This window comes from Streptococcus halitosis, from assembly GCF_003143695.2.
In the GTDB taxonomy this organism is placed as follows: domain Bacteria; phylum Bacillota; class Bacilli; order Lactobacillales; family Streptococcaceae; genus Streptococcus; species Streptococcus halitosis.
This window is the reverse complement of record NZ_QEMY02000002.1, coordinates 127,698-150,736: the sequence shown is the minus strand read 5'-3', so window position 1 is coordinate 150,736 and position 23,039 is coordinate 127,698. Positions and strand designations below refer to the sequence as shown.

Genomic DNA, 23,039 nt, shown 5'->3' with positions numbered 1-23,039 from the left:
GGTGCATTTTTTTATTTAACGCGGGAAGTAGCTCAGCTTGGTAGAGTACTTGGTTTGGGACCAAGGTGTCGCAGGTTCGAATCCTGTCTTCCCGATTGAGTATGGGGATACTTAAGGGTATCTTTTTTATATGTGTTAAGGAGATTCTGAGAATCTTCTTTTTTGTTTTTAAGGAATGAATTTAGGAAAACTAGCAGTGCTTAAGGAATGGTAGTGGCTATATATTTTCTTTAATTATGGTAAAATAGTAAGAGAATAATGTGAGGGAATTGAATGTCAAGTAAGTTTGAAATTTTAATGAATCAAATAGGAGTCTCTGATCAATTGAGACAGGATCCTGCTCTTGTTAATGCAAGTATTGAGCGTGTTGTGGTTCATAAAATTAGTAAGATTTGGGAATTTCATTTTGTATTTTCTAATATTTTACCGATTGAAATCTTTTTAGAGTTAAAGAAAGGGCTTAGTGAAGAATTTTCTAAGACAGGGAATCAAGCTATTTTCGAAATCAAGGCTCTCTCTCAAGAATTTTCAAATGAACTCTTGCAGGCCTACTATAAGGAGGCTTTTTCTGAAGGTCCATGTGCTAGTCAAGGGTTTAAGTCTCTTTATCAGAATTTGCAAGTTCGTGCAGTGGGAAATCAGCTCTTTATTGAAGGTTCAGAGGTGATTGATAAGGAACACTTTAAGAAAAATCATCTTCCTAATTTAACAAAGCAACTTGAAAAGTTTGGTTTTCCAGCTTTTGTCTGCCAAATCGAAAAGAATGATGCTCTTACACAGGAGCAGGAAGAAGCCTTCCATGCGGAGAATGAACAAATCGTTCAGGCTGCTAATGAGGAGGCTTTGCGTGCTATGGAACAACTGGAACAGATGGCTCCTCCTCCAGTAGAAGAGAAACCGGCCTTTGATTTTCAGGCTAAAAAGGCTGCGGCAAAATCAAAATTGGATAAGGCTGAAGTTACCCAGATGATTGATGTGACGACTGAGGAAAATCGTTTGGTTTTTGAAGGGGTCGTTTTTGATGTGGAGCATAAGGTAACCAGAACTGGTCGCGTTTTGATCAACTTTAAAATGACGGACTACACTTCAAGTTTTTCAATGCAAAAATGGGTTAAGAATGAAGAAGAGGCTCAGAAGTTTGACATCATTAAGAAAAATTCCTGGCTTCGTGTTCGTGGAAATGTGGAGATGAATAACTTCACACGAGATTTGACAATGAACGTGCAGGATGTGCAGGAAGTTGTTCACTATGAGCGGAAGGATTTGATGCCAGAAGGTGAGCGCCGGGTTGAGTTTCATGCTCATACTAATATGTCGACCATGGATGCTCTGCCAGAAGTAGAGGAAATTATTGCGACAGCTGCAAAGTGGGGACACAAGGCGGTTGCCATCACGGACCATGGGAATGTTCAGTCCTTTCCACATGGCTACAAGGCAGCTAAGAAAGCAGGAATTCAGCTGATCTATGGAATGGAAGCCAATATCGTTGAAGACCGTGTTCCTATCGTTTACAACGAAGTGGAGATGGAATTGTCAGAAGCTACCTACGTGGTTTTTGACGTGGAAACGACGGGACTTTCAGCTATCTATAATGACTTGATTCAAGTTGCAGCTTCTAAGATGTACAAGGGAAATGTTATTGCCGAATTTGATGAATTTATCAATCCTGGATATCCCTTGTCAGCCTTTACTACTGAGTTGACTGGAATTACAGATGACCATGTCAAAAATGCCAAACCACTGGAACAAGTTTTACAAGAATTCCAAGAATTTTGCAAGGATACAGTCTTAGTCGCCCACAATGCTACCTTTGACGTTGGCTTTATGAATGCTAACTATGAGCGTCATGGTCTGCCTAAGATTAGCCAGCCAGTTATTGATACGCTGGAGTTTGCTAGAAACCTCTATCCTGAGTATAAACGTCATGGTTTGGGACCTTTGACCAAGCGTTTTGGTGTGGCACTGGACCACCACCACATGGCCAACTACGATGCGGAAGCTACTGGTCGTTTGCTCTTTATCTTTATCAAGGATGTAGCGGAAAAACATGGTGTGACTGATCTGGCTAGACTGAATATTGATTTGATTAGTCCAGACTCTTATAAAAAAGCTCGGATCAAGCATGCGACTATCTATGTCAAGAATCAAGTTGGTTTAAAAAATATTTTTAAGCTGGTTTCTTTGTCCAATACCAAGTACTTTGAAGGGGTGCCACGGATTCCGAGAACAGTTCTAGATGCTCATCGGGAGGGCTTGATTTTGGGGTCGGCTTGCTCGGAGGGTGAAGTTTTTGACGCAGTCGTTTCCCAAGGTGTAGATGCGGCGGTTGAAGTGGCCAAGTATTATGACTTTATCGAGGTCATGCCACCGGCTATCTATGCACCCTTGATTGCTAAAGAGCAGGTCAAGGATATGGAGGAACTCCAGACTATTATCAAGAATTTGATAGAGGTGGGAGACCGTCTTGGCAAGCCCGTTTTGGCTACGGGAAATGTTCATTATATCGAACCGGAAGAAGAGATTTACCGTGAAATTATCGTCCGTAGTTTGGGACAGGGGGCTATGATTAACCGAACCATTGGTCACGGTGAACATGCCCAACCGGCTCCTCTTCCGAAAGCTCATTTTCGAACGACTAATGAGATGTTGGATGAATTTGCCTTCTTGGGCGAGGAATTGGCTCGTAAATTGGTTATTGAAAACACCAATGCCTTGGCAGAAATTTTTGAGCCTGTTGAGGTGGTTAAGGGTGACTTGTACACGCCTTTCATCGACAAGGCTGAAGAAACGGTTGCTGAGTTGACCTATAAGAAAGCTTTTGAGATTTATGGAAATCCGCTGCCAGATATCGTTGATTTGCGGATTGAAAAAGAATTAACTTCCATTCTGGGGAATGGATTTGCCGTGATTTATCTGGCATCGCAGATGCTGGTGCAACGTTCCAACGAACGGGGCTACTTGGTTGGTTCTCGTGGGTCTGTTGGGTCCAGTTTTGTTGCGACCATGATTGGGATTACGGAGGTTAATCCACTCTCTCCTCATTATGTTTGTGGTCAGTGTCAGTATAGTGAGTTTATCACGGATGGTTCTTACGGTTCAGGTTTTGATATGCCTAATAAGGACTGTCCAAACTGTGGTCATAAACTTAGCAAAAATGGACAGGATATTCCTTTCGAGACCTTCCTTGGTTTTGATGGAGACAAGGTTCCTGATATTGACTTGAACTTCTCGGGAGAAGATCAGCCTAGCGCCCACTTGGATGTGCGTGATATCTTTGGGGAGGAATATGCCTTCCGTGCAGGAACGGTTGGTACGGTGGCTGCCAAGACTGCCTATGGATTTGTAAAGGGCTACGAGAGAGACTATGGCAAGTTTTATCGTGATGCGGAGGTGGAGCGCCTCGCTCAGGGTGCGGCTGGTGTCAAGCGGACAACAGGACAACACCCGGGGGGAATCGTTGTTATTCCTAACTACATGGATGTTTACGATTTTACGCCTGTTCAGTATCCAGCAGATGACGTGACGGCTGAATGGCAGACGACTCACTTTAACTTCCACGATATCGATGAGAATGTCCTCAAACTTGATGTACTGGGGCATGATGATCCGACCATGATTCGGAAATTGCAGGACTTGTCTGGTATTGACCCTAATGAAATTCCCATGGATGATGAAAGCGTTATGGCTCTCTTTTCTGGAACGGAAGTTTTAGGGGTGACGCCTGAGCAAATTGGAACTCCAACAGGGATGCTGGGAATTCCAGAGTTTGGAACCAACTTTGTACGTGGAATGGTAGACGAAACGCATCCGACGACCTTTGCGGAATTGCTTCAGCTCTCAGGACTGTCCCACGGTACTGATGTCTGGTTGGGAAATGCCCAGGATTTGATCAAGCAAGGAATTGCTGACCTATCGACTGTTATCGGTTGTCGGGACGATATCATGGTTTATCTCATGCATGCGGGTCTCGAGCCTAAAATGGCCTTTACCATCATGGAACGGGTACGTAAGGGCATGTGGCTAAAGATTTCCGAAGAGGAGCGAAATGGCTACATCGAGGCTATGAAGGCCAATAAGGTGCCAGAGTGGTATATCGAGTCTTGTGGGAAAATCAAGTATATGTTCCCCAAAGCTCATGCGGCAGCCTACGTTATGATGGCCTTGCGTGTGGCCTACTTCAAGGTTCACCATCCGATTTATTACTACTGTGCTTATTTCTCAATCCGTGCCAAGGCTTTTGATATCAAGACCATGGGGGCGGGTTTGGATGCCATCAAGCGCAAGATGCAAGAAATTGCTGAAAAACGGAAGAATAATGAAGCCTCTAATGTGGAAATTGACCTCTATACAACTCTTGAGATTGTCAATGAAATGTGGGAACGTGGTTTCAAGTTTGGCAAACTCGATCTCTACCGTAGTCAGGCAACAGAGTTCCTCATCGATGGGGATACCCTCATTCCGCCATTTGTAGCAATGGATGGTCTGGGAGAGAACGTTGCTAAGCAGTTGGTGCGTGCGCGTGAAGAGGGTGAGTTCCTCTCTAAGACAGAACTGCGCAAGCGTGGCGGACTATCATCGACCTTGGTTGAAAAGATGGATGAAATGGGGATTCTCGGTAATATGCCAGAGGATAACCAGTTGAGTTTGTTTGATGATTTGTTTTAAGAATTAGAATGGAGAACATCTTTATGAAGCTTAGGATTCTTGCGGAAGATAAACCTGCTGAAAAGATTTTTGACTATCAGCTAGAGCTGGCAGATGAAACAATTATTCTATCGACAGCGCTCTTGTCTGGTGCCATTGCTTTAGCAGGATTATTTTCTGCTTTGAAGGAAAAATAACAAAAGAAAAGGAAGAATAGAATGGTTTTACCAAATTTTAAAGAAAATCTAGAAAAATATGCGAAATTGTTGGTTGCGAATGGAATTAACGTGCAGCCTGGTCACACTTTGGCTCTTTCTATCGATGTGGAGCAACGTGAGTTGGCGCATTTGATCGTGAAAGAAGCTTATGCCTTGGGAGCGCATGAGGTCATCGTTCAGTGGACAGATGATGTGATTAACCGTGAGAAATTCCTCCACGCGCCGATGGAGCGTCTGGACAATGTGCCAGAATACAAGATTGCTGAGATGAACTACCTCTTGGAAAACAAGGCTAGCCGTCTCGGTGTCCGTTCATCTGATCCAGGTGCCTTGAACGGAGTGGATGCGGACAAGCTTTCAGCTTCTGCAAAAGCTATGGGACTTGCGATGAAGCCAATGCGTATCGCAACGCAATCCAACAAGGTTAGCTGGACTGTAGCAGCTGCAGCAGGGCTTGAGTGGGCTAAGAAGGTCTTTCCAAATGCTGCGAGCGATGAAGAAGCAGTCGATCTCCTTTGGGACCAAATCTTCAAAACTTGTCGTGTCTATGAAGAAGATCCAGTTAAGGCTTGGGAAGAACATGCAGCCATTCTTAAGAGTAAGGCAGAAATGCTTAATAAAGAGCAATTTTCAGCTCTTCACTACACAGCGCCAGGGACAGATTTGACACTTGGCTTGCCTAAGAATCACGTTTGGGAATCAGCTGGTGCTATCAATGCACAGGGCGAAGGATTCTTGCCAAATATGCCGACAGAGGAAGTCTTCACTGCGCCTGACTTCCGTCGTGCAGATGGGTATGTAACCTCTACAAAACCACTTAGCTACAATGGCAATATCATCGAAGGTATTAAAGTAACCTTCAAGGATGGCCAAATCGTAGACATTACTGCTGAAAAGGGTAATCAGGTCATGAAAGACCTTGTCTTTGAAAATGCGGGTGCGCGTGCCTTGGGTGAATGTGCCTTGGTACCAGATCCAAGTCCAATTTCACAGTCAGGGATTACCTTCTTTAACACTCTTTTCGATGAAAATGCTTCAAACCACTTGGCTATCGGAGCAGCCTATGCGACCAGCGTTGTTGGTGGAGCAGAGATGAGCGAAGAAGAACTTGAAGCTGCAGGACTGAACCGTTCAGATGTTCACGTGGACTTTATGATTGGTTCGAATCAAATGGATATAGACGGTATCCGTGAGGATGGAACGCGCGTACCGCTCTTTCGTAATGGAGACTGGGCAAATTAAGGAGAAGCTATGATTGGAAGCATGTTTGTCGGTCTTTTAATTGGACTACTAGCAGGGGCTATCACCAATCGTGGAGAACGTATGGGATGCTTTGGGAAGATGTTTCTCGGTTGGATTGGTGCCTTTTTAGGACAATTACTCTTTGGTTCTTGGGGGCCAAGCCTAAATGGTACAGCCATTATCCCAGCAGTTCTCGGTGCCATGATTGTGTTAGCTATTTTCTGGGAAAGAGGAAGTTAGCTTCCCGGCTCTGAAAAGGAAAGGAGGTTGGCTATTGAGCCAGCCTCCTTTTGAGTATGATATAATAGTTCTATGAGATTAGATAAATTTTTAGTTGCCTGCGCAGTAGGGAGTCGAACTGAGGTCAAAAACTTGCTTAAAGCTAGACGCGTAACGGTTAACGGCAAGAAAGAAAAATCAGCAAAACTGCAAATCAATGAAGAAAGAGATGAGATTCGTTTTGACGGTCAAGTGCTGGAGTATGAAGAGTTTGTCTACTACATGATGAACAAGCCCCAAGGAGTCATTTCGGCGACTGAAGATCCCAAGCATAGAACGGTTTTGGACTTGTTGGACGACTATGGACGTGCCAAAGAAGTCTTTCCTGTAGGACGTTTGGATATCGATACCCATGGACTCTTACTCTTGACCAATGATGGTCAGCTGGCTCATGCCCTTCTATCGCCCAAGCGTCATGTGGATAAAACTTACTTGGCTCAAGTCAAGGGAATCATGACCCAAGAAGATGTGGAAACATTCGGCAAGGGTATTCCACTTAAGGACTTTACCTGCCAGCCGGCCAAACTGGAGATTTTGTCAATGGATTCAGATAAGGGTGAAAGCCAGGTTCGTGTGACCATTAGAGAAGGAAAATTTCATCAAGTCAAACGCATGGTGGCCTATTGTGGTAAGGAAGTCGTGGACTTGCAACGTTTGACGATGGGGACTCTAGTTTTGGATGAGAATTTGAAACGGGGAGAATGGCGTCGCCTGACCAAGGAGGAGTTAGAGGAGCTCCTTGCTAGTATTGCTTAGTTTGGATTATGTTAGAAAAGGTGAGGAGAAAGTCCCTGCCTTTTTAAGTTTTTCGGTTGCTTCATTTGTGAAAAGAGTTATAATAGACAGTAGAATAAAAGGAGGAATCTATGAACGCGATTCAAGAATCATTTACAGATAAACTTTTTGCCAACTATGAAGCAAATGTCAAATACCAAGCAATCGAAAATGCTGCCAGTCACAACGGAATTTTTGCAGCCCTAGAGCGTCGCCAAAGCCATGTCGACAATGCACCTGTTTTCTCATTGGATTTGACCAAGGACAAGGTCACTAATCAGAAAGCATCTGGTCGTTGCTGGATGTTTGCAGCTCTCAATACCTTCCGCCACAAACTCATCTCTCAATACAAGCTCGAAAACTTTGAACTGTCACAAGCCCACACCTTCTTCTGGGACAAGTATGAAAAATCTAACTGGTTCTTGGAGCAAGTGATTGCGACTGCAGACCAAGACTTAACTAGTCGCAAGGTTAGCTTCCTACTCCAAACTCCACAACAAGACGGCGGTCAGTGGGATATGGTCGTTGCCCTCTTTGAGAAATACGGTGTCGTTCCCAAGTCTGTTTACCCTGAGTCTATCTCATCTAGCAGTAGCCGTGAGCTCAATGCCATTCTCAACAAATTGCTTCGCCAAGATGCTCAAATCTTGCGTGATTTACTAGCATCTGGTGCTGACCAAGCGACTGTTCAAGCTAAGAAAGAAGACCTCTTGCAAGAAATTTTTAACTTCCTTGCTATGTCTTTAGGGCTTCCGCCACGTCAGTTTGACTTTGCTTATCGTGATAAGGATGATAACTACCAAAGCGAAAAGGGTATCACACCACAAGAGTTTTACAAGAAATATGTCAATCTTCCTTTAGAAGATTATGTTTCTGTTATCAATGCTCCCACTGCTGACAAGCCTTACGGCAAATCTTACACAGTTGAGATGTTGGGGAATGTCGTTGGTAGCCGTGCAGTTCGTTACATCAACGTTCCAATGGAGCGCTTGAAAGAATTGGCGATTGCCCAAATGCAAACAGGTGAGACTGTTTGGTTTGGTTCAGATGTCGGTCAGCTCAGCAACCGTAAAGCTGGAATCCTTGCTACAGATGTTTATGACTTTGAATCAAGCATGGATATTAAACTGACTCAAGACAAGGCTGGACGTTTGGACTACAGCGAAAGCTTGATGACCCACGCCATGGTCTTGACAGGTGTGGATTTGGATGAAAACGGTAAATCAACCAAGTGGAAAGTTGAAAACTCTTGGGGAGACAAGGTCGGTACAGATGGTTACTTTGTTGCCTCAGACGCTTGGATGGACGAATACACTTACCAAATCGTTGTTCGTAAGGAATTGCTGACAGCAGATGAACAAGCTGCTTATGAAGCAGAACCAATTGTGCTCGCACCATGGGATCCAATGGGAGCCTTGGCAGAATAAAGTATAAAGAAAAAAGGTTAGGGGAATCCTAGCCTCTTTTTTTCAAGTAATTTCTTAAAGTAGTGATAGATAATGCTTGCCAAGGGAGTTCTTCTTATTTTGAGTCTTTAAGTGACAGAGGGAAAGATATGTGTTATTATAGTAGTACAATTAGATATTGGAGTAGAAATGAAGTATTTAAGCAGCCAAGACATCAAGGATCGTCAACGAAATATCAGTGACATTAAACCTTATAAAACAACCAAGGAAATTGTCTTTTCAAATATCTTTACTTTTTTTAATGCTATGAACTTGGCTCTGGCAGTTCTGGTAGCCACAACCTTGCGATTTGAGAATATGCTCTTTTTAGGTGTGATTGCTATCAATACAGCCATCGGGATTTTCCAAGAAGTGCGTTCAAAAAATGCCTTAGAAAAACTAAGTTTGCTTGGTAAAAGTAAGTACAAGGTCAATCGAGATGGTCAAATGATTGAGATTGATCCAGAGAATATCGTACTGGGCGAGTATCTGCATCTCAATCTGGGTGATCAGGTGCCTGTAGACGCAGAAGTACTTGAAGGGAATGTTGAAGTTGATGAGTCCTTGCTGACTGGCGAGAGTGATTCAGTCTTTAAAACAGTTGGTGACCAGCTGATGAGCGGAAGCAATGTCGTTAGCGGATCCTGCCTGGTCACTGCGACGGAGGTCGGTCCCAATAGTTATATCAACAGACTCGCAAAATCCAGCAAGGAATTCAAAAAATACCCTTCTCAACTGCGCGATTACATGGATAAGATTTTAAAAATCGTCTCTATCTTGCTGGTGCCAGTTGCCATTCTGCTCTATGTCAGAGGTTTTAGTCTAGGACGGTCTTATGTTGAGATTGTCTTGGGAAGTTCTGGTGCCTTGGTCGGTATGATTCCAGAGGGGTTGATTCTCCTGGTCAGTGTGTCTCTGGCGGTAGCGGCCATGAAGCTGGCTAAAAAGAAGGTTCTGGTGCAGGAACTATACTGTGTGGAGACCTTGGCGCGTGTAGATGTTCTCTGTTTTGATAAGACAGGAACCATCACGACTGGTAATATGAAGGTCCAAGAAATAGATGATAAGCTAGCAGAGAAACTATCTTCTTATCTAGCTTATTTTGAGGATGAAAATGCGACATCGCGAGCTCTGAAGACTTACTTAATGTGTGAGAAAAAGTGGGAAGTTCAAGAAGTCGGCGCTTTTTCAAGTAAAAACAAGTATTCCTTTGTCCAAGTAAAAGACGGTGGGACCTATTTCTTCGGGGCTTATGAGTTTCTAGGATTTACCCAGCCGATGGATGCCTACTATGAACATCTAAAACAGCAAGGTTTTCGAATATTGACACTTGCCCATAGTAAGGACCACATCACGAGTCCGGCCAATATGGAACTACTAGGACACGTCGTTTTGTCAGATGAGATTAAGGACAATACCAAGGAAACCTTTGACTATTTCGAATCTCAAGGTGTTGAAGTGAAGATTATCAGTGGTGATAATCATGTGGCTGTATATGGGGTGGCTCGTAAGGCAGGTTTTAAGGAAGAAGCACGGGCGATTGATATGACCAAGGTGAGTGATGAGGACTTTGAAAGAGTGGTCTTGGAACACGATATCTTTGGTCGCGTGACACCTGAGCAGAAAGAAAAGATGGTAACCGTTTTACAAAATGCTGGGAAAACAGTTGCTATGAGTGGTGATGGAGTCAACGATGTTTTAGCACTCAAAAAAGCAGACATCAGTTTCGCTATGAATGGTGCTACCAGTGCGGCCAAAAGCGTCTCCAATATTGTTTTTCTCACAGATGATTTTGCAGTATTTTATGATATCTTGATGGAAGGTCGCCGTGTCATTAATAACATCCAAAAGGTGGCTTCTCTCTTTCTAACAAAGACCTTCTTCTCGATTGTTTTTGCGATTTTGAGTGTGATTTTTGGATTGGAATTTGCCTTTATCCCCATTCAGTTTACAATCATTTCAGCCATTACGATTGGGATTCCATCCTTCTTCCTGACTTTTGAGTCCAATAAAGAAAAGGTTAGCACTCACTTTATGAGAGATATCCTAATCAACGCAACAATTGGTGGAGGCGTTCTGGTTGCTAGTGTTCTCTTGACCAATTTCTTTATCACTGTCCCAGATCAGGTCAAATTTATTTGCTTCCTCCTTGCTTTGATCAATGGTCTGTGTCTAGTTGCCAAGGTCAGCATTCCCTTTAATCGATACAAGCTGGTCTTGCTCGCATTTTTGAGCCTTGCAGCCCTTGTTGGCGTACTTGCCAATACATTTATCCTGCAAGGAACTTTTGTACCTCTAGAAACCACCCAAGTCGTCTATGTAGCCATCCTAGCAGTGGTGATTGGGGGCTTGCATTATCTGACTAGAAGAAAAAGTTGATACACAAAAAGAATCAGGTTTATTACCTGATTCTTTTTTATTTATATTCTCGATGGTTTACATGATACCGAAGAAACGAGCTGCAATACCTACTGCAAAGAGAGCAAGGATGATTGCGATTGGTGATACTTTTTTCTTAAGCAACCACATGCAAAGGAAAGTAAGGAGAAGTCCCATCAATCCTGGAATCAATGAGTCCAACTGACCTTGAAGTGTTTGTGGTTGAACGCTATCCAAGCTCATACCACTAAGTGCTTGGCCGAGGATTCCCTTCAATTCTCCACCTGTAACAGCACCTTCTGGGAAGTTGATGTAGGCACCTTCTGACAGTTGTTTACCTGGAAGGTTGATAGTGAAGTTGATGGATACCCAACGTTGTACAAGAACGGCAAGGATGAACATACCAAGGATTGAAGCTCCTTTAGTGATGTCTTTCAAGATACCACCTGACATGTCTTTAGTGATTTCAGATCCAGCCTTGTAACCAAACTCTTGTGTGTACCAAAGGAAAGACATACGGATTGCATTCCATCCAAAGAAGAAGAGAAGTGGTCCAACGATATTACCAGTTGCAGCAAGTGAAGCACCAAGAGCACCAAGGATAGGACGAACTGTAAACCAGAAGACTGGGTCACCGATACCAGCAAGAGGTCCCATCATACCAATCTTAACACCTTGGATAGCAGCGTCATCGATTTCAGTACCGTTAGCGCGTTCTTCTTCAAGTGCAAGAGTAACCCCCATGATTGGAGCAGCTACGTATGGGTGAGTGTTGAAGAATTCAAGGTGACGCTCAAGAGCAGCTGCTTGGTCTTCTTTTTTAGTGTAAAGTTTCTTGATAGCTGGGATCAAAGAGTAAGCCCAACCCAAGTTTTGCATACGTTCGTAGTTCCATGAACCTTGAAGGAATTGTGAACGCCACCAAACTTTTTGGCGATCTGATTTTGATAATTGAATTTTTTCAGCCATGATTGTTCCCCTTTCTAGTAGTCTTCTAGGATATCACCGATTGGATCGTTAGAAGTTGCAGCTCCTCCGCCACCGTTTCCACCTTGTTTAGAAAGGTTGAGGTAGATGAAGGCAAGCGCAACACCGATGACACCAAGGGCAATCAAAGTCAATTGAGAAATTGCTGCAAGAGCAAAACCGATAGCGAAGAATGGCCATACTTCACGAGTTGCCATCATGTTGATAACCATAGCGTAACCAACGGCAACGACCATAGCACCACCGACAGCCATACCACCGTTCAACCAGTCTGGCATCAATTTGAGAGCATCTTGAACGGCAGAAGCAGGGATAGCGATAAGGAAGGCAGCAGGGATTGCAATACGAAGACCTTGAAGAAGAAGTGCAACAAAGTGAGCACGTTCAACAGCCGCAATATTTCCTTCTTTAGCAGCAGCGTCAGCAGTGTGAACCAAGGCAACTGAGATTGTACGAACAATCATAGTCAAGAAAAGTCCAGCTACGGCAAGAGGAATAGCTGTTGCTGTTGCAACGGCGATACCTTCAGTAGTAAAGTTACCACCTTTGATCAAGATGATTGCTGCAGCAACAGATGCAAGAGCAGCGTCAGGAGCTACGGCAGCTCCGATGTTTGCCCAACCAAGGGCGATCATTTGAAGAGATCCACCAAGCATAACACCTGCTTCGAGGTTACCAGTTGCAAGTCCGATAAGGGTACATGCGACGATTGGTTGATGGAATTGGAATTGGTCGAGGATACCTTCAAGACCTGCAAGGAAGGCAACAACTACAACCAAGATAGCAGAAATGATTGAAATATCTGACATGGTTTTATTCCTTTTCTATTTAGTTTTAATAAAGTATTTAATCCTGTTTTCAAAAATGATAGAAACAGATTAACATTATTGAACATTTGCTTTCTTAATCAAGTCAAACAAATCTTTTTTCGTGTCGTTTGGTACTTTACGTACGTCAAATTCAACACCGAGGTCACGCAATTTTTCAAAGGTTACAACGTCTTCTTTGTCCATAGACAAAACGTTGTTAATCATTGTTTTACCTGTTGAGTGAGCCATAGAACCAACGTTAAGGGTCTTGATTGGCACGCCACCTTCGATAGCACGAAGTGCATCTTGTGGAGTTTCAAACAAGATAAGGGCATGAGTTTCTCCGAAACGTGGGTCTTTTGCAACGTCGATCAATTTCTGGATTGGGACAACGTTGGCTTTTACTCCATTAGGAGCTGCTTGTTTGATCAATTCTTTACGCAACTCGTCGTTTGCAACGTTGTCTGAAGCAACGATGATACGATCTGCTTTTGAATCTGGAGTCCAAGCAGTGGCAACCTGACCGTGAAGGAGACGAGTGTCTAGACGAGCAAGGTTGATTTTCAGTTTACCGTCACCGATAACTGTTCCTTCTGGAATAGCAGCTTGTGAAACTGGAGCAGCTGCAGCAGTTGCAACTTCCTCAACTGGGTTAAGCTCTTCTGGAAGAGCCTTGATGCCATCTTTGGCTTCTTTAATGATATTCGCAGCGACTTTATCCACACCTGCATTCGCGTCCATAAGGCGCTCTGTGTAGGCTTGGATCAACATCGGCAAGTTCAGTCCTGTGATGATGGCAAACTTACGTTCTGGATTTTCTCCCATTACGCGGCTAGCTTGGTTGAATGGAGATCCACTCCAAAGGTCAGCCAATACTAGAACCTCATCTTCTGCGTCAAATGCAGCCACAGCGTTGTTGAATTTAGCGTAAAGGTCATCTGGACCTTCATTTGGCATAAAGGTTACAACTTGAACCTTTTCTTGTTCACCAAAGATCATAGATCCTGACTGATGAATACCCGCAGCAAATTCGCCGTGGCTCGCAATAATGATTCCGATACTCATTATTGTCATTCCTCCTTATAAAATGTTTGACTGTATGTTTAAGAAAACTTTAAGCCTAACTTTAAGTATAAACCGTTTTCATATAAAAATCAACTACTTTTTCTAAAAAGATGTAAAAGTTTTCATAGAATGACTTTTTAAAAATATTAATATATCAATGTTTTTTGAGAGATAAATGAAAATGGTAATAGAAAATTTAATATAAAAATACAGAAAATAAGCCGCTTTAGTGAAAATAAAATGAAAACAAAAAGGAAAGATTGCGACCATGCAATCTTCTCTTTTATAAGAATAAATTTTGTAAAGCGCGGGCAACTCCATCTTCTTCGTTGGTCAGAGGAAGTTGTTCGTCTGCATATGGAAGAAGAGCAGGATTGGCGTTTTTCATAGCATATCCCTTGCCTGCAAATGCCAACATTTCAGTGTCATTATGCTCATCACCAAAGGCGATTAAGTCTTTTTTATCACGATTCATCACATTGAGCAAGTACTCTAGAGCAAAAGCCTTGTTTACACCCTTGGGAGTACACTCGAGGATGTTGAGGGGCCCGCCCCAGGTATTGATAGCTAGTTGGTGCTGATAAAAACGATTCATCTCGTCCGCTAAAGCGTATTTGTCTTCAGCCCTTGTTTGCAAGAGGATGCAGTTGGGATCTTTGGTTACTCGTTCAGGTTTGAATTGATTTTCTGGCCGGAAGTTCTCTACGCCAAATAGTTTAGGATCTGCAATTTCTTCATTCGGTGTCGTGATATAGAATTTTTTTCGATATTCTCCCGCAATAAAATCAGCCTGGATGTCCTCCGTGCGCTTGACCATGTCTAGGAGGTATTTTTTGTCCAAGGTCAGGCACTTTTCATGCTCCCAAGTCTGTCCTGGTAGATGGGTAAGGGAGCCGTTAAAGTTAATCATGGTAGTATGCAATTCTAGCTCACGATAGAAGTCTTTTGCCATACGATACGGACGGCCTGTCGTGATGATGACATGGTGTCCTTTTTCTGAAATTTTTTTGATCGTCTCTTTGGTGAAATCGGAGAGCTTGCTTTCATTATTTAGCAGGGTTCCGTCCAAATCGACTGCGATAATTTTTTTAGTCATATAAACCTTCCTAGTCGTTTCCAGATAAGATGTCTTCTATTATATCAAAAAGAAGGAAGAAAAGCAGATAAGAACAAAAACTACAGTTGCTTTGATTTATTAAATAAATCAAACAAACATATTGAAAAGGTGAATGATAAATGATATAATACTAATATTGTTCGTAAAAAACAAAAGGAGATTAAAGATGGACAAACTATTTAAACTAAAAGAGCACGGGACAGATGTCCGTACAGAGGTGCTTGCTGGTTTAACAACATTCTTTGCAATGAGTTATATTCTCTTTGTAAACCCTCAAATGCTTTCCCAAACGGGTATGCCTGTTCAAGGTGTGTTCTTGGCAACGATTATCGGTTCAGTAGTCGGTACTTTAATGATGGCTTTCTATGCTAATTTGCCATACGCACAAGCACCAGGTATGGGACTAAATGCCTTCTTCACATTTACAGTTGTATTTGGGATGGGCTATACTTGGAAAGAAGCTCTTGGTATGGTCTTCATTTGTGGAATTATTTCATTGATTATTACCTTGACAAATGTTCGTAAAATGATCATCGAATCTATTCCCACAACACTTCGTTCAGCTATTTCCGCTGGTATTGGTGTTTTCCTTGCCTATGTTGGGATTAAGAATGCCGGTCTCTTGAAATTCTCAATCGATCCAGGTACTTATACGGTAGCAGGTGAAGGAGCAGACAAGGCTCAAGCTGCACTTACTGCAAACTCCGCAGCTGTTCCAGGATTGGTAGACTTCAATACTCCAGCCGTATTGGTGGCTCTTGCAGGTCTGGCTATTACCATCTTCTTTGTTGTTAAAGGCATCAAGGGTGGAATCATTCTTTCTATTTTAACAACGACTGTGCTTGCCATTGCTGTTGGTGTTGTCAAATTATCAGGGATTGACTTTGCTAGCAACAATCTTTCAGCAGCGGTTAATGATTTAGGAACTTTGTTTGGTGCCGCTCTTGGTTCAGAAGGTTTAGGATCTTTGATTTCAAACACTTCGCGTTTACCAGAAACCTTGATGGCCATTCTTGCCTTCTCACTAACGGATATTTTTGATACAATCGGTACTCTTATCGGTACTGGTGAAAAAGTTGGTATTGTTGCGACAAGTGGGGAAAACCATGAGTCCGCTAAATTGGACAAGGCTCTATACTCTGACTTGGTGGCAACTTCAGTAGGTGCTATTGCAGGTACTTCAAACGTTACAACCTATGTTGAGTCTGCGGCGGGTATCGGCGCTGGTGGACGTACTGGGTTGACAGCCCTAGTGGTTGCGATCTGTTTTGCTCTATCTAGCTTCTTTAGCCCACTTCTAGCGATTGTTCCGACAGCTGCAACAGCACCAATTTTGATCATCGTCGGAATCATGATGCTTTCTAACTTGAAAAATATTCCTTGGGATGATATGGCTGAAGCGGTTCCTGCCTTCTTCACATCTATCTTTATGGGATTCAGCTACTCTATCACACAAGGGATTGCTGTTGGTTTCTTGACATATACCTTGACAAAAGTTGTCAAAGGTCAAGCCAAGGATGTGCACGTGATGATTTGGATTTTGGATGCCTTGTTTATCCTTAACTATATCAGTATGGCGCTATAAATGGTATAATAGGAAAAGGGGAGTCTCCCCTTTTTAATTATAAGGAGGTACATCATGAAAGATAAGACGATTTGGCAAGAGGTTTTGAACAGAGGGAAATGGGTGCTCATCCTTTTGGTAGCTTTTGTTCTATCTCAATTTCCTATAGGACTTTCTTTGTTTTTAGCAAACAAACAGTTTCCGATTTTACAGTCAGGGCTCTTAGTAGGTGCTTTATCCATAGTCGTTGTGATTGTATTCATTATTGGTGCACGAAAAACACAACTTGCTACTTTTAATCTATCCTTTTTTAAGGCAAAAGACTTGGCTCGCTTGGTACTGAGTTATCTGGTGATTTTTGCGACAAATCTCTTGGGTTCACTCCTGCTTCGACTAACAAATGAGGTAACAACCAGTAACCAATCAATACTGAATGGTTTGGTTCAGAATAGTTCTTTGATTTCAACTTTCTTCCTATTAGTCTTGATTGCGCCGATTTGTGAAGAAATTTTGTGTCGTGGGATTATTCCAAAAAAGATCTTCCGTGGAAAAGAAAAACTTGGCTTTGTTGTTGGTGCAATTGTCTTTGCCTTGCTCCATATGCCAACCAATCTACCTTCTGTGATTATTTATGGAGGAATGTCAACGGTTTTGACTTGGACAGCCTATAAGACTGAGCGTTTGGAGATGTCCATTTTGCTTCATATGATCCTCAATGGTATTGCATTTTGTTTGTTGGCCTTATTGGTATTGATTAGTAGAAATCTAGGTCTATCATTCTAAACTATTGGCCCGATTGGAAAAGATGAATACTAGCGTATCCATCTTTTTCTTTTTATGGTAAAATAGAGAGATAATATGGTAGAGAACCTTAAGGGAGTAACCGTTATGTTCAATAAAGTCAACCACGGGAAAACAGCTATTTGTGGAATTATCAATGTAACACCAGATTCCTTTTCGGATGGTGGGCAGTTTTTTGCTCTTGAGCAGGCGATCCAGCAAGCCCGTAAATTGATAGCAGAAGGAGCGAGCATGCTAGATATCGGTGGAGAATCAACTCGGCCGGGCAGTAGCTATGTTGGGATAGAAGAGGAAATCCAGCGTGTTGTTCCAGTGATTAAAGCTATCCGTGAGGAAAGTGATGTTCTCATTTCCATCGATACTTGGAAAAGTCAGGTGGCAGAGACTGCTTTGAAAGCTGGTGCCAATTTGGTCAATGATATCACTGGTCTCATGGGAGATGAGAAAATGGCGGATGTGGTTGCTAAGGCTGGAGCGAAAGTGGTTATCATGTTTAATCCAGTTATGGCTCGACCTCAGCATCCTAGTTCGCTCATATTTCCTCATTTTGGTTTTGGACAAGCTTTTACAGAGAAAGAGTTAGCTGACTTTGAAAAAATGCCAATCGAAGACTTGATGAAGACTTTCTTTGATCGAGCTCTAGCGAGAGCGAATCAAGCTGGGATAGCAAGAGAAAATATCTTGCTGGATCCAGGGATTGGATTTGGTCTGACCAAGAAAGAAAATCTACTCCTTCTACGGGATCTAGATAAACTACACCAGCAAGGCTATCCGATTTTTCTTGGTGTTTCGCGTAAGCGATTTGTCATCAATATCTTGGAGGAAAATGGTTTTGAAGTCAATCCTGAGACAGAACTTGGTTTCCGTAATCGGGACACGGCTTCGGCTCATGTGACCAGTATCGCTGCGAGACAGGGTGTCGAAGTGGTGCGCGTGCACGATGTAGCCAGTCATAGGATGGCAGTTGAAATTGCCTCTGCTATTCGTTTGGCAGAAGATGCGGAAAATCTAGATTTAAAACAATATAAGTAAGATGAACGAAATTGAAAACAATCAGTGGATTGCCCACTACCGGACCGACCAACCGCATTTCGGTTTGGAACGAATGGTAGAACTCCTAGCTTTGCGAGGCAATCCCCATCTCAAACTTAAGGTTATCCATATTGGAGGGACCAATGGCAAGGGGTCTACCATTGCTTTTTTGAAAAAGATGCTGGAAGGGCTAAGCCTGAGAGTTGGGGTGTTCAGCTCGCCCTATCTCATTCATTATACGGATCAGATTAGCATTAATGGGGAATCCATTCCCGAGGCTAGGCTAGAAAACCTCATGGCAGACTATCAGTCTTTGCTTGAGGGGGAATCTGCTGACAATTTGCAGGGAACAACCGAGTTTGAGATTATCACAGCTCTAGCTTATGATTACTTTGCCTCAGAACAAGTTGATGTGGCCATCATGGAAGTCGGCATGGGTGGTCTTTTGGATAGTACCAATGTTTGCCAGCCAATTTTAACAGGAATTACGACTATTGGACTGGATCATGTGGCCCTACTTGGTGACACCTTGGAAGCCATAGCAGAGCAGAAGGCTGGTATTATCAAACAAGGTATTCCCTTGGTGACAGGTCATATTGTTCCTGAAGCCTTGACTGTGATCGACCCTATTGCAGAATCTAAAAATGCTCCTAGACTTGCCTATGGGAAAGATTACCAGGTCAGTCATCAAAAGAGTGTAGTGACGGGTGAAATCTTTGATTATACCAGTTCTGTCAGACAAGGTCGTTTTCAAACAGGTCTGCTTGGCTTGCACCAGATAGAAAATGCGGGGATGGCGCTTGCTCTCTTAGACACTTATTGTCAGGAGACTGGGCGAGAATTAGCAAGTAATGACTTGGTTGCTCAAGCTTTGAAAGAGACCAGATGGCCAGGGCGTTTGGAGGTCGTGTCTAGTGACCCCTTGATGATTTTAGATGGGGCCCACAATCCCCATGCTATCAAGGCCTTGTTGGCAACCTTGCAAGAACGCTTTGCGGATTATCATAAGGAAATCCTCTTTACCTGCATCAAAACCAAGGCCTTGGATGATATGCTGGACTTGCTAGGGGAAATGCCAGATACCGAGCTTACCCTGACACATTTTGATGATAGTCGGGCGACGGATGAAAGTGTGCTGAAAGAGACAGCCAAGTCTAGAAATCTCAATTACCAAAGTTGGCAGGATTTTCTAGAGCAGAAATTGACAGATAAAAATGAAGAGAAACAAACAGTTAGGATTGTCACAGGTTCCTTGTATTTCTTGAGCCAAGTGAGAGCCTATCTGATGGAGAGGAAGAACGAGAATGGATACACAAAAGATTGAAACGGCTGTAAAAATGATTATTGAGGCTGTTGGTGAGGACGCTAACCGCGAGGGCTTGCAGGAAACACCTGCTCGTGTAGCTCGTATGTACCAAGAGATTTTTTCAGGTCTTGGCCAAACTGCTGAGGAACACCTGTCAAAATCCTTTGAGATTATCGACGATAATATGGTTGTAGAAAAGGATATCTTTTTCCACACTATGTGTGAGCACCACTTTTTGCCCTTTTATGGGAGAGCGCACATTGCCTACATTCCAGATGGTCGGGTGGCAGGCTTGTCCAAGCTTGCCCGTACGGTTGAAATTTATTCTAAAAAACCACAGATTCAAGAACGGTTAAATATTGAAGTGGCCGATGCCTTGATGGACTATCTGGGGGCTAAAGGAGCCTTTGTTGTCATTGAGGCCGAGCATATGTGTATGAGCATGCGTGGTGTCAGAAAACCAGGTACTGCGACTTTGACGACAGTAGCGCGAGGTGTATTTGAAACAGATAAAGACCTCCGAGACCAGGCTTATCGTTTAATGGGACTATAATACCCTTCGAAAATCAAATTCAAACCACGTCAGCTTCCATCTGCAACCTCAAAACGGTGTTTTGAGCAGCCTGCGGCTAGCTTCCTAGTTTGCACTTTGATTTTCATTGAGTATAAAAAGAATCCGCTTTGGGCGGATTTTTCTAGAAAGGACAAGTTATGGATCAACTGCAGATTAAAGATTTGGAAATTTTTGCCTATCATGGTCTTTTCCCTAGTGAGAAGGAATTGGGACAGAAGTTTGTTATTTCCGCAAGCTTATCCTATGATATGACCAAGGCGGCGACAGAATTGGATTTGACAGCTTCTGTCCATTACGGAGAATTGTGTCAGCAGTGGACGACTTGGTTTCAGGAAAGCACTGAGGATTTGATTGAAACGGTAGCCTACAAACTAGTTGAACGTACTTTTGAGACTTATCCTCTTGTCCAAGAGATTGAGTTGGAACTAAAAAAACCATGGGCTCCAGTACATTTACCATTGGATACCTGCTCGGTGACCATTCGCCGTCGCAAACAACGGGCCTTTATCGCTCTGGGAAGTAATATGGGAGATAAGCAAGCAAACTTGGAACAAGCTATTGACAAACTGCAAGCTCGAGGTATCCATATTCTCAAAGAGTCCAGTGTTTTGACGACGGAACCTTGGGGTGGTGTGGATCAGGATAGCTTTGCCAATCAGGTGATTGAGGTGGAAACCTGGCTACCAGCATCAGTCTTGTTAGAAACATTATTAGCCATTGAGTCAGAACTGGGACGGGTGAGAGAAGTGCATTGGGGGCCTCGTTTGATTGATTTGGACTTGCTCTTTGTGGAGGACCAAGTCATTTATACAGACGACCTCATCTTGCCTCATCCTTATATAACAGAACGCCTCTTTGTTCTTGAGCCGTTAGCGGAAATAGCCCCCCATTTTATCCATCCAATCTTAAAACAACCAATTCGTTACTTGGTTGACCAGTTGGAGCAAGGAAATGCCTAAGCTTTCTGAGACCTATAGCAAGTGGAAGAGTATCGGGGAGGGACTACTTGCTATTGTTTTAGGGCTTCTCTTGATTCGTTTTGGACAAGTTATTCCGCGAATGGGGTATCAGTTGCTGATGGGCTACTTTTCCTTGTCAGCAGTTTGGCACTTGTTGACTCGCTGGTTTCAAGATAAAAAACGTCGGGAAAACATCTTTGTAACCTTGGCTAAGCTGGTGGTTGCGGCTCTGGTGTTTGACTCTATCATCTTGCAAGACCTTGCCCTCTATCTCCTGGTTTTTATCATTGCGAGCTACCAGCTGTTTACGGGTGGTATTAGTCTTGTGACCTGGTCTCTCTATCGAAAAAATTCTATTCATCCTCGGCTCCATCATCTCTTTGATGCTGTATGGATGATAGGATTCGGGCTTTATAGCATCTCTCCTTTTCACGATGCAGCGAATTTTGAATTGCTCTTGCTTGGGTTTTACTTGCTCATGTTAGGGGCTAGTAGCCTTCGGGACGGTTTCTTTTTTGAAAAGATAGAAAACAATCCCAAGCTGAAGCGGCGTATGCGAATGACTCTGCCGATCTTTGTGACGGCTTTGATCCCTATCAGTACCTTGCGCAAATTGAATGAGTGGCTGTTAAGTCATGAAAGTCAAGAAGGGGAAGTTCATTCAGAAAGAAAAAACGACCAGACGGTTGATCTGGAAATTTTTATCCATACCTCAGAAACCTCCTTCTTCCTCGCTATGGGACATGTGGATATTTGTTACCAAGGGAAGGTTATTTCCTATGGCTCGTATGATCCTCACTCAGAGCGTTTATTCGGCATGGTTGGAGACGGTGTTTTGTTTAAGGCCAATCGGGAAAAATACATCGAACTCTGCAAGAGGGAAAGTCAGAAGACCTTGTTTGCTTACGGTCTGAGTTTGACGGACCAACAGAAAGCTGCTATCCAAGCTCGTTTAGAAGAAATAGAAGATTTGTTAATTCCTTGGGAGCCGAGCTCTCAATTGATGAAAAGAAGAGAGGGCGAGGTAAAGCATACCTACTCCTACCAACTGAAAGAGGAAGCAGATGCGACCCTCTATAAATTCAGCTCATCCGAGTTTAAGACCTACTTTGTTCTCAGTACCAACTGTGTCTTGCTGGCAGACTCTATCGTGGGAAAAGCTGGGACTGATATATTGAGTCCCCAAGGTTTCATTGTGCCAGGGACTTATCAGGATTACCTTGACTTAGAGTATACAAAACCAAACGGTCTAGTTGTCAGTCGATCCATTTATTAGAAAAAGAAAACTCTAGTTCCTCAGCAGTTTGCGCCGAGAAGCTAGAGTTTTTTAAAATAGGTCATTTTCTTCTGGAAGGAGGATGGTTTCTCTGCCGTCCAGGTCTAAAACAAGGACCCTAGGCGGGTAAAGCGGATCAAAAGGATGATTGAAATCAAAATCGATGCTAGTCGGAAGGTGCTGGCTAGAAAAATGGAAGGTGATGGTCCCCTTATTGTTGAGCAGTTGAAACTCAAGTTCTTCTTCTAATTCAAAGACATTTTTCAGGAAATGATCAATAATATACCATAAAGAGTCAATGACATCATCAGGCAGGCTGGTCACGACACCAAAACTAGCGGATCGTCTCTGTGTATTTGTAAAAGCCATGTTTTCCTCCCCCTTTTATTTTTCATTATCATACAGCAAAATATCTCAAAAATCAAGAAATCGTACTCGCCTTTTCAAAATGAGAATGAAGAATGAAATTTTTTCAAAGTTTCTCCTAAAAATACTTGAAAGTGTTTACAATAAGTGATAAAATGGAGTAAGTAGATGCGTGAAAGCGAAATTTTCATTATAGAAAGGA

The 23,039-nt window shown here is 42.9% G+C and carries 19 protein-coding genes and 1 tRNA gene; 15 read left to right on the top strand and 5 right to left on the bottom strand.

Translation table 11 applies throughout. The annotated features are described in order from the left end of the window. Positions 1 to 21 precede the first annotated feature (21 nt). The 8 genes from DB729_RS07260 to DB729_RS07225 all read left to right on the top strand — a co-directional run bounded on the left by DB729_RS07260 (position 22) and on the right by DB729_RS07225 (position 10,981). Positions 22 to 95 (top strand) — tRNA-Pro (locus DB729_RS07260). Between the two features lie 178 nt (positions 96 to 273). Continuing rightward, the gene (locus DB729_RS07255; RefSeq protein ID WP_109289903.1) at positions 274 to 4,665 is read left to right on the top strand and encodes a PolC-type DNA polymerase III; all 4,392 of its coding nucleotides are present in this window, start codon (positions 274 to 276) and stop codon (positions 4,663 to 4,665) included. 23 nt (positions 4,666 to 4,688) lie between these two features. Further along, positions 4,689 to 4,841 carry a hypothetical protein gene (locus tag DB729_RS07250; RefSeq protein WP_109289902.1) on the top strand — a complete coding sequence of 51 codons (153 nt, stop codon included), beginning with the start codon at positions 4,689 to 4,691 and terminating at the stop codon, positions 4,839 to 4,841. A gap of 21 nt (positions 4,842 to 4,862) precedes the next feature. After that, positions 4,863 to 6,104: an aminopeptidase gene (locus DB729_RS07245; RefSeq protein WP_109289901.1), complete on the top strand. Its 1,242-nt coding sequence runs from the start codon at positions 4,863 to 4,865 to the stop codon at positions 6,102 to 6,104. Positions 6,105 to 6,113: 9 nt separating this feature from the next. Continuing rightward, complete coding sequence (locus DB729_RS07240; RefSeq protein WP_000580441.1) at positions 6,114 to 6,344, top strand: GlsB/YeaQ/YmgE family stress response membrane protein; 231 nt, start codon at positions 6,114 to 6,116, stop codon at positions 6,342 to 6,344. A gap of 72 nt (positions 6,345 to 6,416) precedes the next feature. Continuing rightward, positions 6,417 to 7,139: a pseudouridine synthase gene (locus DB729_RS07235; protein WP_084938923.1), complete on the top strand. Its 723-nt coding sequence runs from the start codon at positions 6,417 to 6,419 to the stop codon at positions 7,137 to 7,139. Positions 7,140 to 7,249: 110 nt separating this feature from the next. After that, positions 7,250 to 8,584, top strand: a complete 1,335-nt coding sequence (gene pepC, locus DB729_RS07230) for an aminopeptidase C (RefSeq protein ID WP_109289900.1) — start codon at positions 7,250 to 7,252, stop codon at positions 8,582 to 8,584. 168 nt (positions 8,585 to 8,752) lie between these two features. After that, positions 8,753 to 10,981 carry an HAD-IC family P-type ATPase gene (locus DB729_RS07225; RefSeq protein ID WP_109289899.1) on the top strand — a complete coding sequence of 743 codons (2,229 nt, stop codon included), beginning with the start codon at positions 8,753 to 8,755 and terminating at the stop codon, positions 10,979 to 10,981. 57 nt (positions 10,982 to 11,038) lie between these two features. On the opposite strand, the gene DB729_RS07220 is transcribed toward DB729_RS07225, so the two are convergent. The 4 genes from DB729_RS07220 to DB729_RS07205 all read right to left on the bottom strand — a co-directional run bounded on the left by DB729_RS07220 (position 11,039) and on the right by DB729_RS07205 (position 14,938). Beyond that, positions 11,039 to 11,950 (bottom strand): PTS system mannose/fructose/sorbose family transporter subunit IID, encoded by a 912-nt coding sequence (locus tag DB729_RS07220; protein ID WP_084944911.1) that lies wholly within the window; start codon positions 11,948 to 11,950, stop codon positions 11,039 to 11,041. Positions 11,951 to 11,964: 14 nt separating this feature from the next. Further along, on the bottom strand, positions 11,965 to 12,777 hold the full coding sequence (locus DB729_RS07215) for a PTS mannose/fructose/sorbose transporter subunit IIC (RefSeq protein ID WP_084944910.1): 813 nt from the start codon (positions 12,775 to 12,777) through the stop codon (positions 11,965 to 11,967). A 75-nt stretch (positions 12,778 to 12,852) separates the two neighbouring features. Continuing rightward, positions 12,853 to 13,842: a PTS sugar transporter subunit IIB gene (locus tag DB729_RS07210; protein ID WP_084944909.1), complete on the bottom strand. Its 990-nt coding sequence runs from the start codon at positions 13,840 to 13,842 to the stop codon at positions 12,853 to 12,855. Between the two features lie 283 nt (positions 13,843 to 14,125). Next, on the bottom strand, positions 14,126 to 14,938 hold the full coding sequence (locus DB729_RS07205) for a Cof-type HAD-IIB family hydrolase (protein WP_109289898.1): 813 nt from the start codon (positions 14,936 to 14,938) through the stop codon (positions 14,126 to 14,128). Between the two features lie 187 nt (positions 14,939 to 15,125). Between DB729_RS07205 and DB729_RS07200 the strand changes: the two genes are divergently transcribed. The 7 genes from DB729_RS07200 to DB729_RS07170 all read left to right on the top strand — a co-directional run bounded on the left by DB729_RS07200 (position 15,126) and on the right by DB729_RS07170 (position 22,471). After that, positions 15,126 to 16,544, top strand: coding sequence for an NCS2 family permease (locus DB729_RS07200; RefSeq protein ID WP_000359241.1), 1,419 nt, complete (start codon positions 15,126 to 15,128; stop codon positions 16,542 to 16,544). Between the two features lie 54 nt (positions 16,545 to 16,598). After that, positions 16,599 to 17,306, top strand: coding sequence for a CPBP family intramembrane glutamic endopeptidase (locus tag DB729_RS07195; RefSeq protein WP_084944908.1), 708 nt, complete (start codon positions 16,599 to 16,601; stop codon positions 17,304 to 17,306). Positions 17,307 to 17,381: 75 nt separating this feature from the next. Next, positions 17,382 to 18,356, top strand: coding sequence for a dihydropteroate synthase (folP, locus tag DB729_RS07190; RefSeq protein ID WP_162284834.1), 975 nt, complete (start codon positions 17,382 to 17,384; stop codon positions 18,354 to 18,356). A 1-nt stretch (position 18,357) separates the two neighbouring features. Further along, positions 18,358 to 19,680 (top strand): bifunctional folylpolyglutamate synthase/dihydrofolate synthase, encoded by a 1,323-nt coding sequence (locus DB729_RS07185; protein WP_109289897.1) that lies wholly within the window; start codon positions 18,358 to 18,360, stop codon positions 19,678 to 19,680. Then, positions 19,661 to 20,215 carry a GTP cyclohydrolase I FolE gene (gene folE / locus DB729_RS07180; RefSeq protein WP_000380930.1) on the top strand — a complete coding sequence of 185 codons (555 nt, stop codon included), beginning with the start codon at positions 19,661 to 19,663 and terminating at the stop codon, positions 20,213 to 20,215. Before DB729_RS07185 ends, folE begins: the two co-directional genes overlap by 20 nt. A gap of 158 nt (positions 20,216 to 20,373) precedes the next feature. Then, entirely contained in the window at positions 20,374 to 21,195 is an 822-nt protein-coding gene (folK, locus tag DB729_RS07175; protein WP_109289896.1) for a 2-amino-4-hydroxy-6-hydroxymethyldihydropteridine diphosphokinase, read from the top strand. After that, the gene (locus DB729_RS07170) at positions 21,188 to 22,471 is read left to right on the top strand and encodes a membrane protein (protein ID WP_033585472.1); all 1,284 of its coding nucleotides are present in this window, start codon (positions 21,188 to 21,190) and stop codon (positions 22,469 to 22,471) included. Before folK ends, DB729_RS07170 begins: the two co-directional genes overlap by 8 nt. 51 nt (positions 22,472 to 22,522) lie before the next feature. Here DB729_RS07170 and DB729_RS07165 read toward each other — a convergent pair whose 3' ends face one another. After that, positions 22,523 to 22,840: a DUF960 domain-containing protein gene (locus DB729_RS07165; protein WP_000886045.1), complete on the bottom strand. Its 318-nt coding sequence runs from the start codon at positions 22,838 to 22,840 to the stop codon at positions 22,523 to 22,525. Between the last annotated feature and the right edge of the window lie 199 nt (positions 22,841 to 23,039).

Bases quoted from the DNA above. Each gene is read 5' to 3' on its own strand.
- DB729_RS07255 (WP_109289903.1), top strand. From the start codon at position 274: ATGTCAAGTAAGTTTGAAATTTTAATGAATCAAATAGGAGTCTCTGAT.
- DB729_RS07250 (WP_109289902.1), top strand. From the start codon at position 4,689: ATGAAGCTTAGGATTCTTGCGGAAGATAAACCTGCTGAAAAGATTTTT.
- DB729_RS07245 (WP_109289901.1), top strand. From the start codon at position 4,863: ATGGTTTTACCAAATTTTAAAGAAAATCTAGAAAAATATGCGAAATTG.
- DB729_RS07240 (WP_000580441.1), top strand. From the start codon at position 6,114: ATGATTGGAAGCATGTTTGTCGGTCTTTTAATTGGACTACTAGCAGGG.
- DB729_RS07235 (WP_084938923.1), top strand. From the start codon at position 6,417: ATGAGATTAGATAAATTTTTAGTTGCCTGCGCAGTAGGGAGTCGAACT.
- pepC (WP_109289900.1), top strand. From the start codon at position 7,250: ATGAACGCGATTCAAGAATCATTTACAGATAAACTTTTTGCCAACTAT.
- DB729_RS07225 (WP_109289899.1), top strand. From the start codon at position 8,753: ATGAAGTATTTAAGCAGCCAAGACATCAAGGATCGTCAACGAAATATC.
- DB729_RS07220 (WP_084944911.1), bottom strand. From the start codon at position 11,950: ATGGCTGAAAAAATTCAATTATCAAAATCAGATCGCCAAAAAGTTTGG.
- DB729_RS07215 (WP_084944910.1), bottom strand. From the start codon at position 12,777: ATGTCAGATATTTCAATCATTTCTGCTATCTTGGTTGTAGTTGTTGCC.
- DB729_RS07210 (WP_084944909.1), bottom strand. From the start codon at position 13,842: ATGAGTATCGGAATCATTATTGCGAGCCACGGCGAATTTGCTGCGGGT.
- DB729_RS07205 (WP_109289898.1), bottom strand. From the start codon at position 14,938: ATGACTAAAAAAATTATCGCAGTCGATTTGGACGGAACCCTGCTAAAT.
- DB729_RS07200 (WP_000359241.1), top strand. From the start codon at position 15,126: ATGGACAAACTATTTAAACTAAAAGAGCACGGGACAGATGTCCGTACA.
- DB729_RS07195 (WP_084944908.1), top strand. From the start codon at position 16,599: ATGAAAGATAAGACGATTTGGCAAGAGGTTTTGAACAGAGGGAAATGG.
- folP (WP_162284834.1), top strand. From the start codon at position 17,382: ATGGTAGAGAACCTTAAGGGAGTAACCGTTATGTTCAATAAAGTCAAC.
- DB729_RS07185 (WP_109289897.1), top strand. From the start codon at position 18,358: ATGAACGAAATTGAAAACAATCAGTGGATTGCCCACTACCGGACCGAC.
- folE (WP_000380930.1), top strand. From the start codon at position 19,661: ATGGATACACAAAAGATTGAAACGGCTGTAAAAATGATTATTGAGGCT.
- folK (WP_109289896.1), top strand. From the start codon at position 20,374: ATGGATCAACTGCAGATTAAAGATTTGGAAATTTTTGCCTATCATGGT.
- DB729_RS07170 (WP_033585472.1), top strand. From the start codon at position 21,188: ATGCCTAAGCTTTCTGAGACCTATAGCAAGTGGAAGAGTATCGGGGAG.
- DB729_RS07165 (WP_000886045.1), bottom strand. From the start codon at position 22,840: ATGGCTTTTACAAATACACAGAGACGATCCGCTAGTTTTGGTGTCGTG.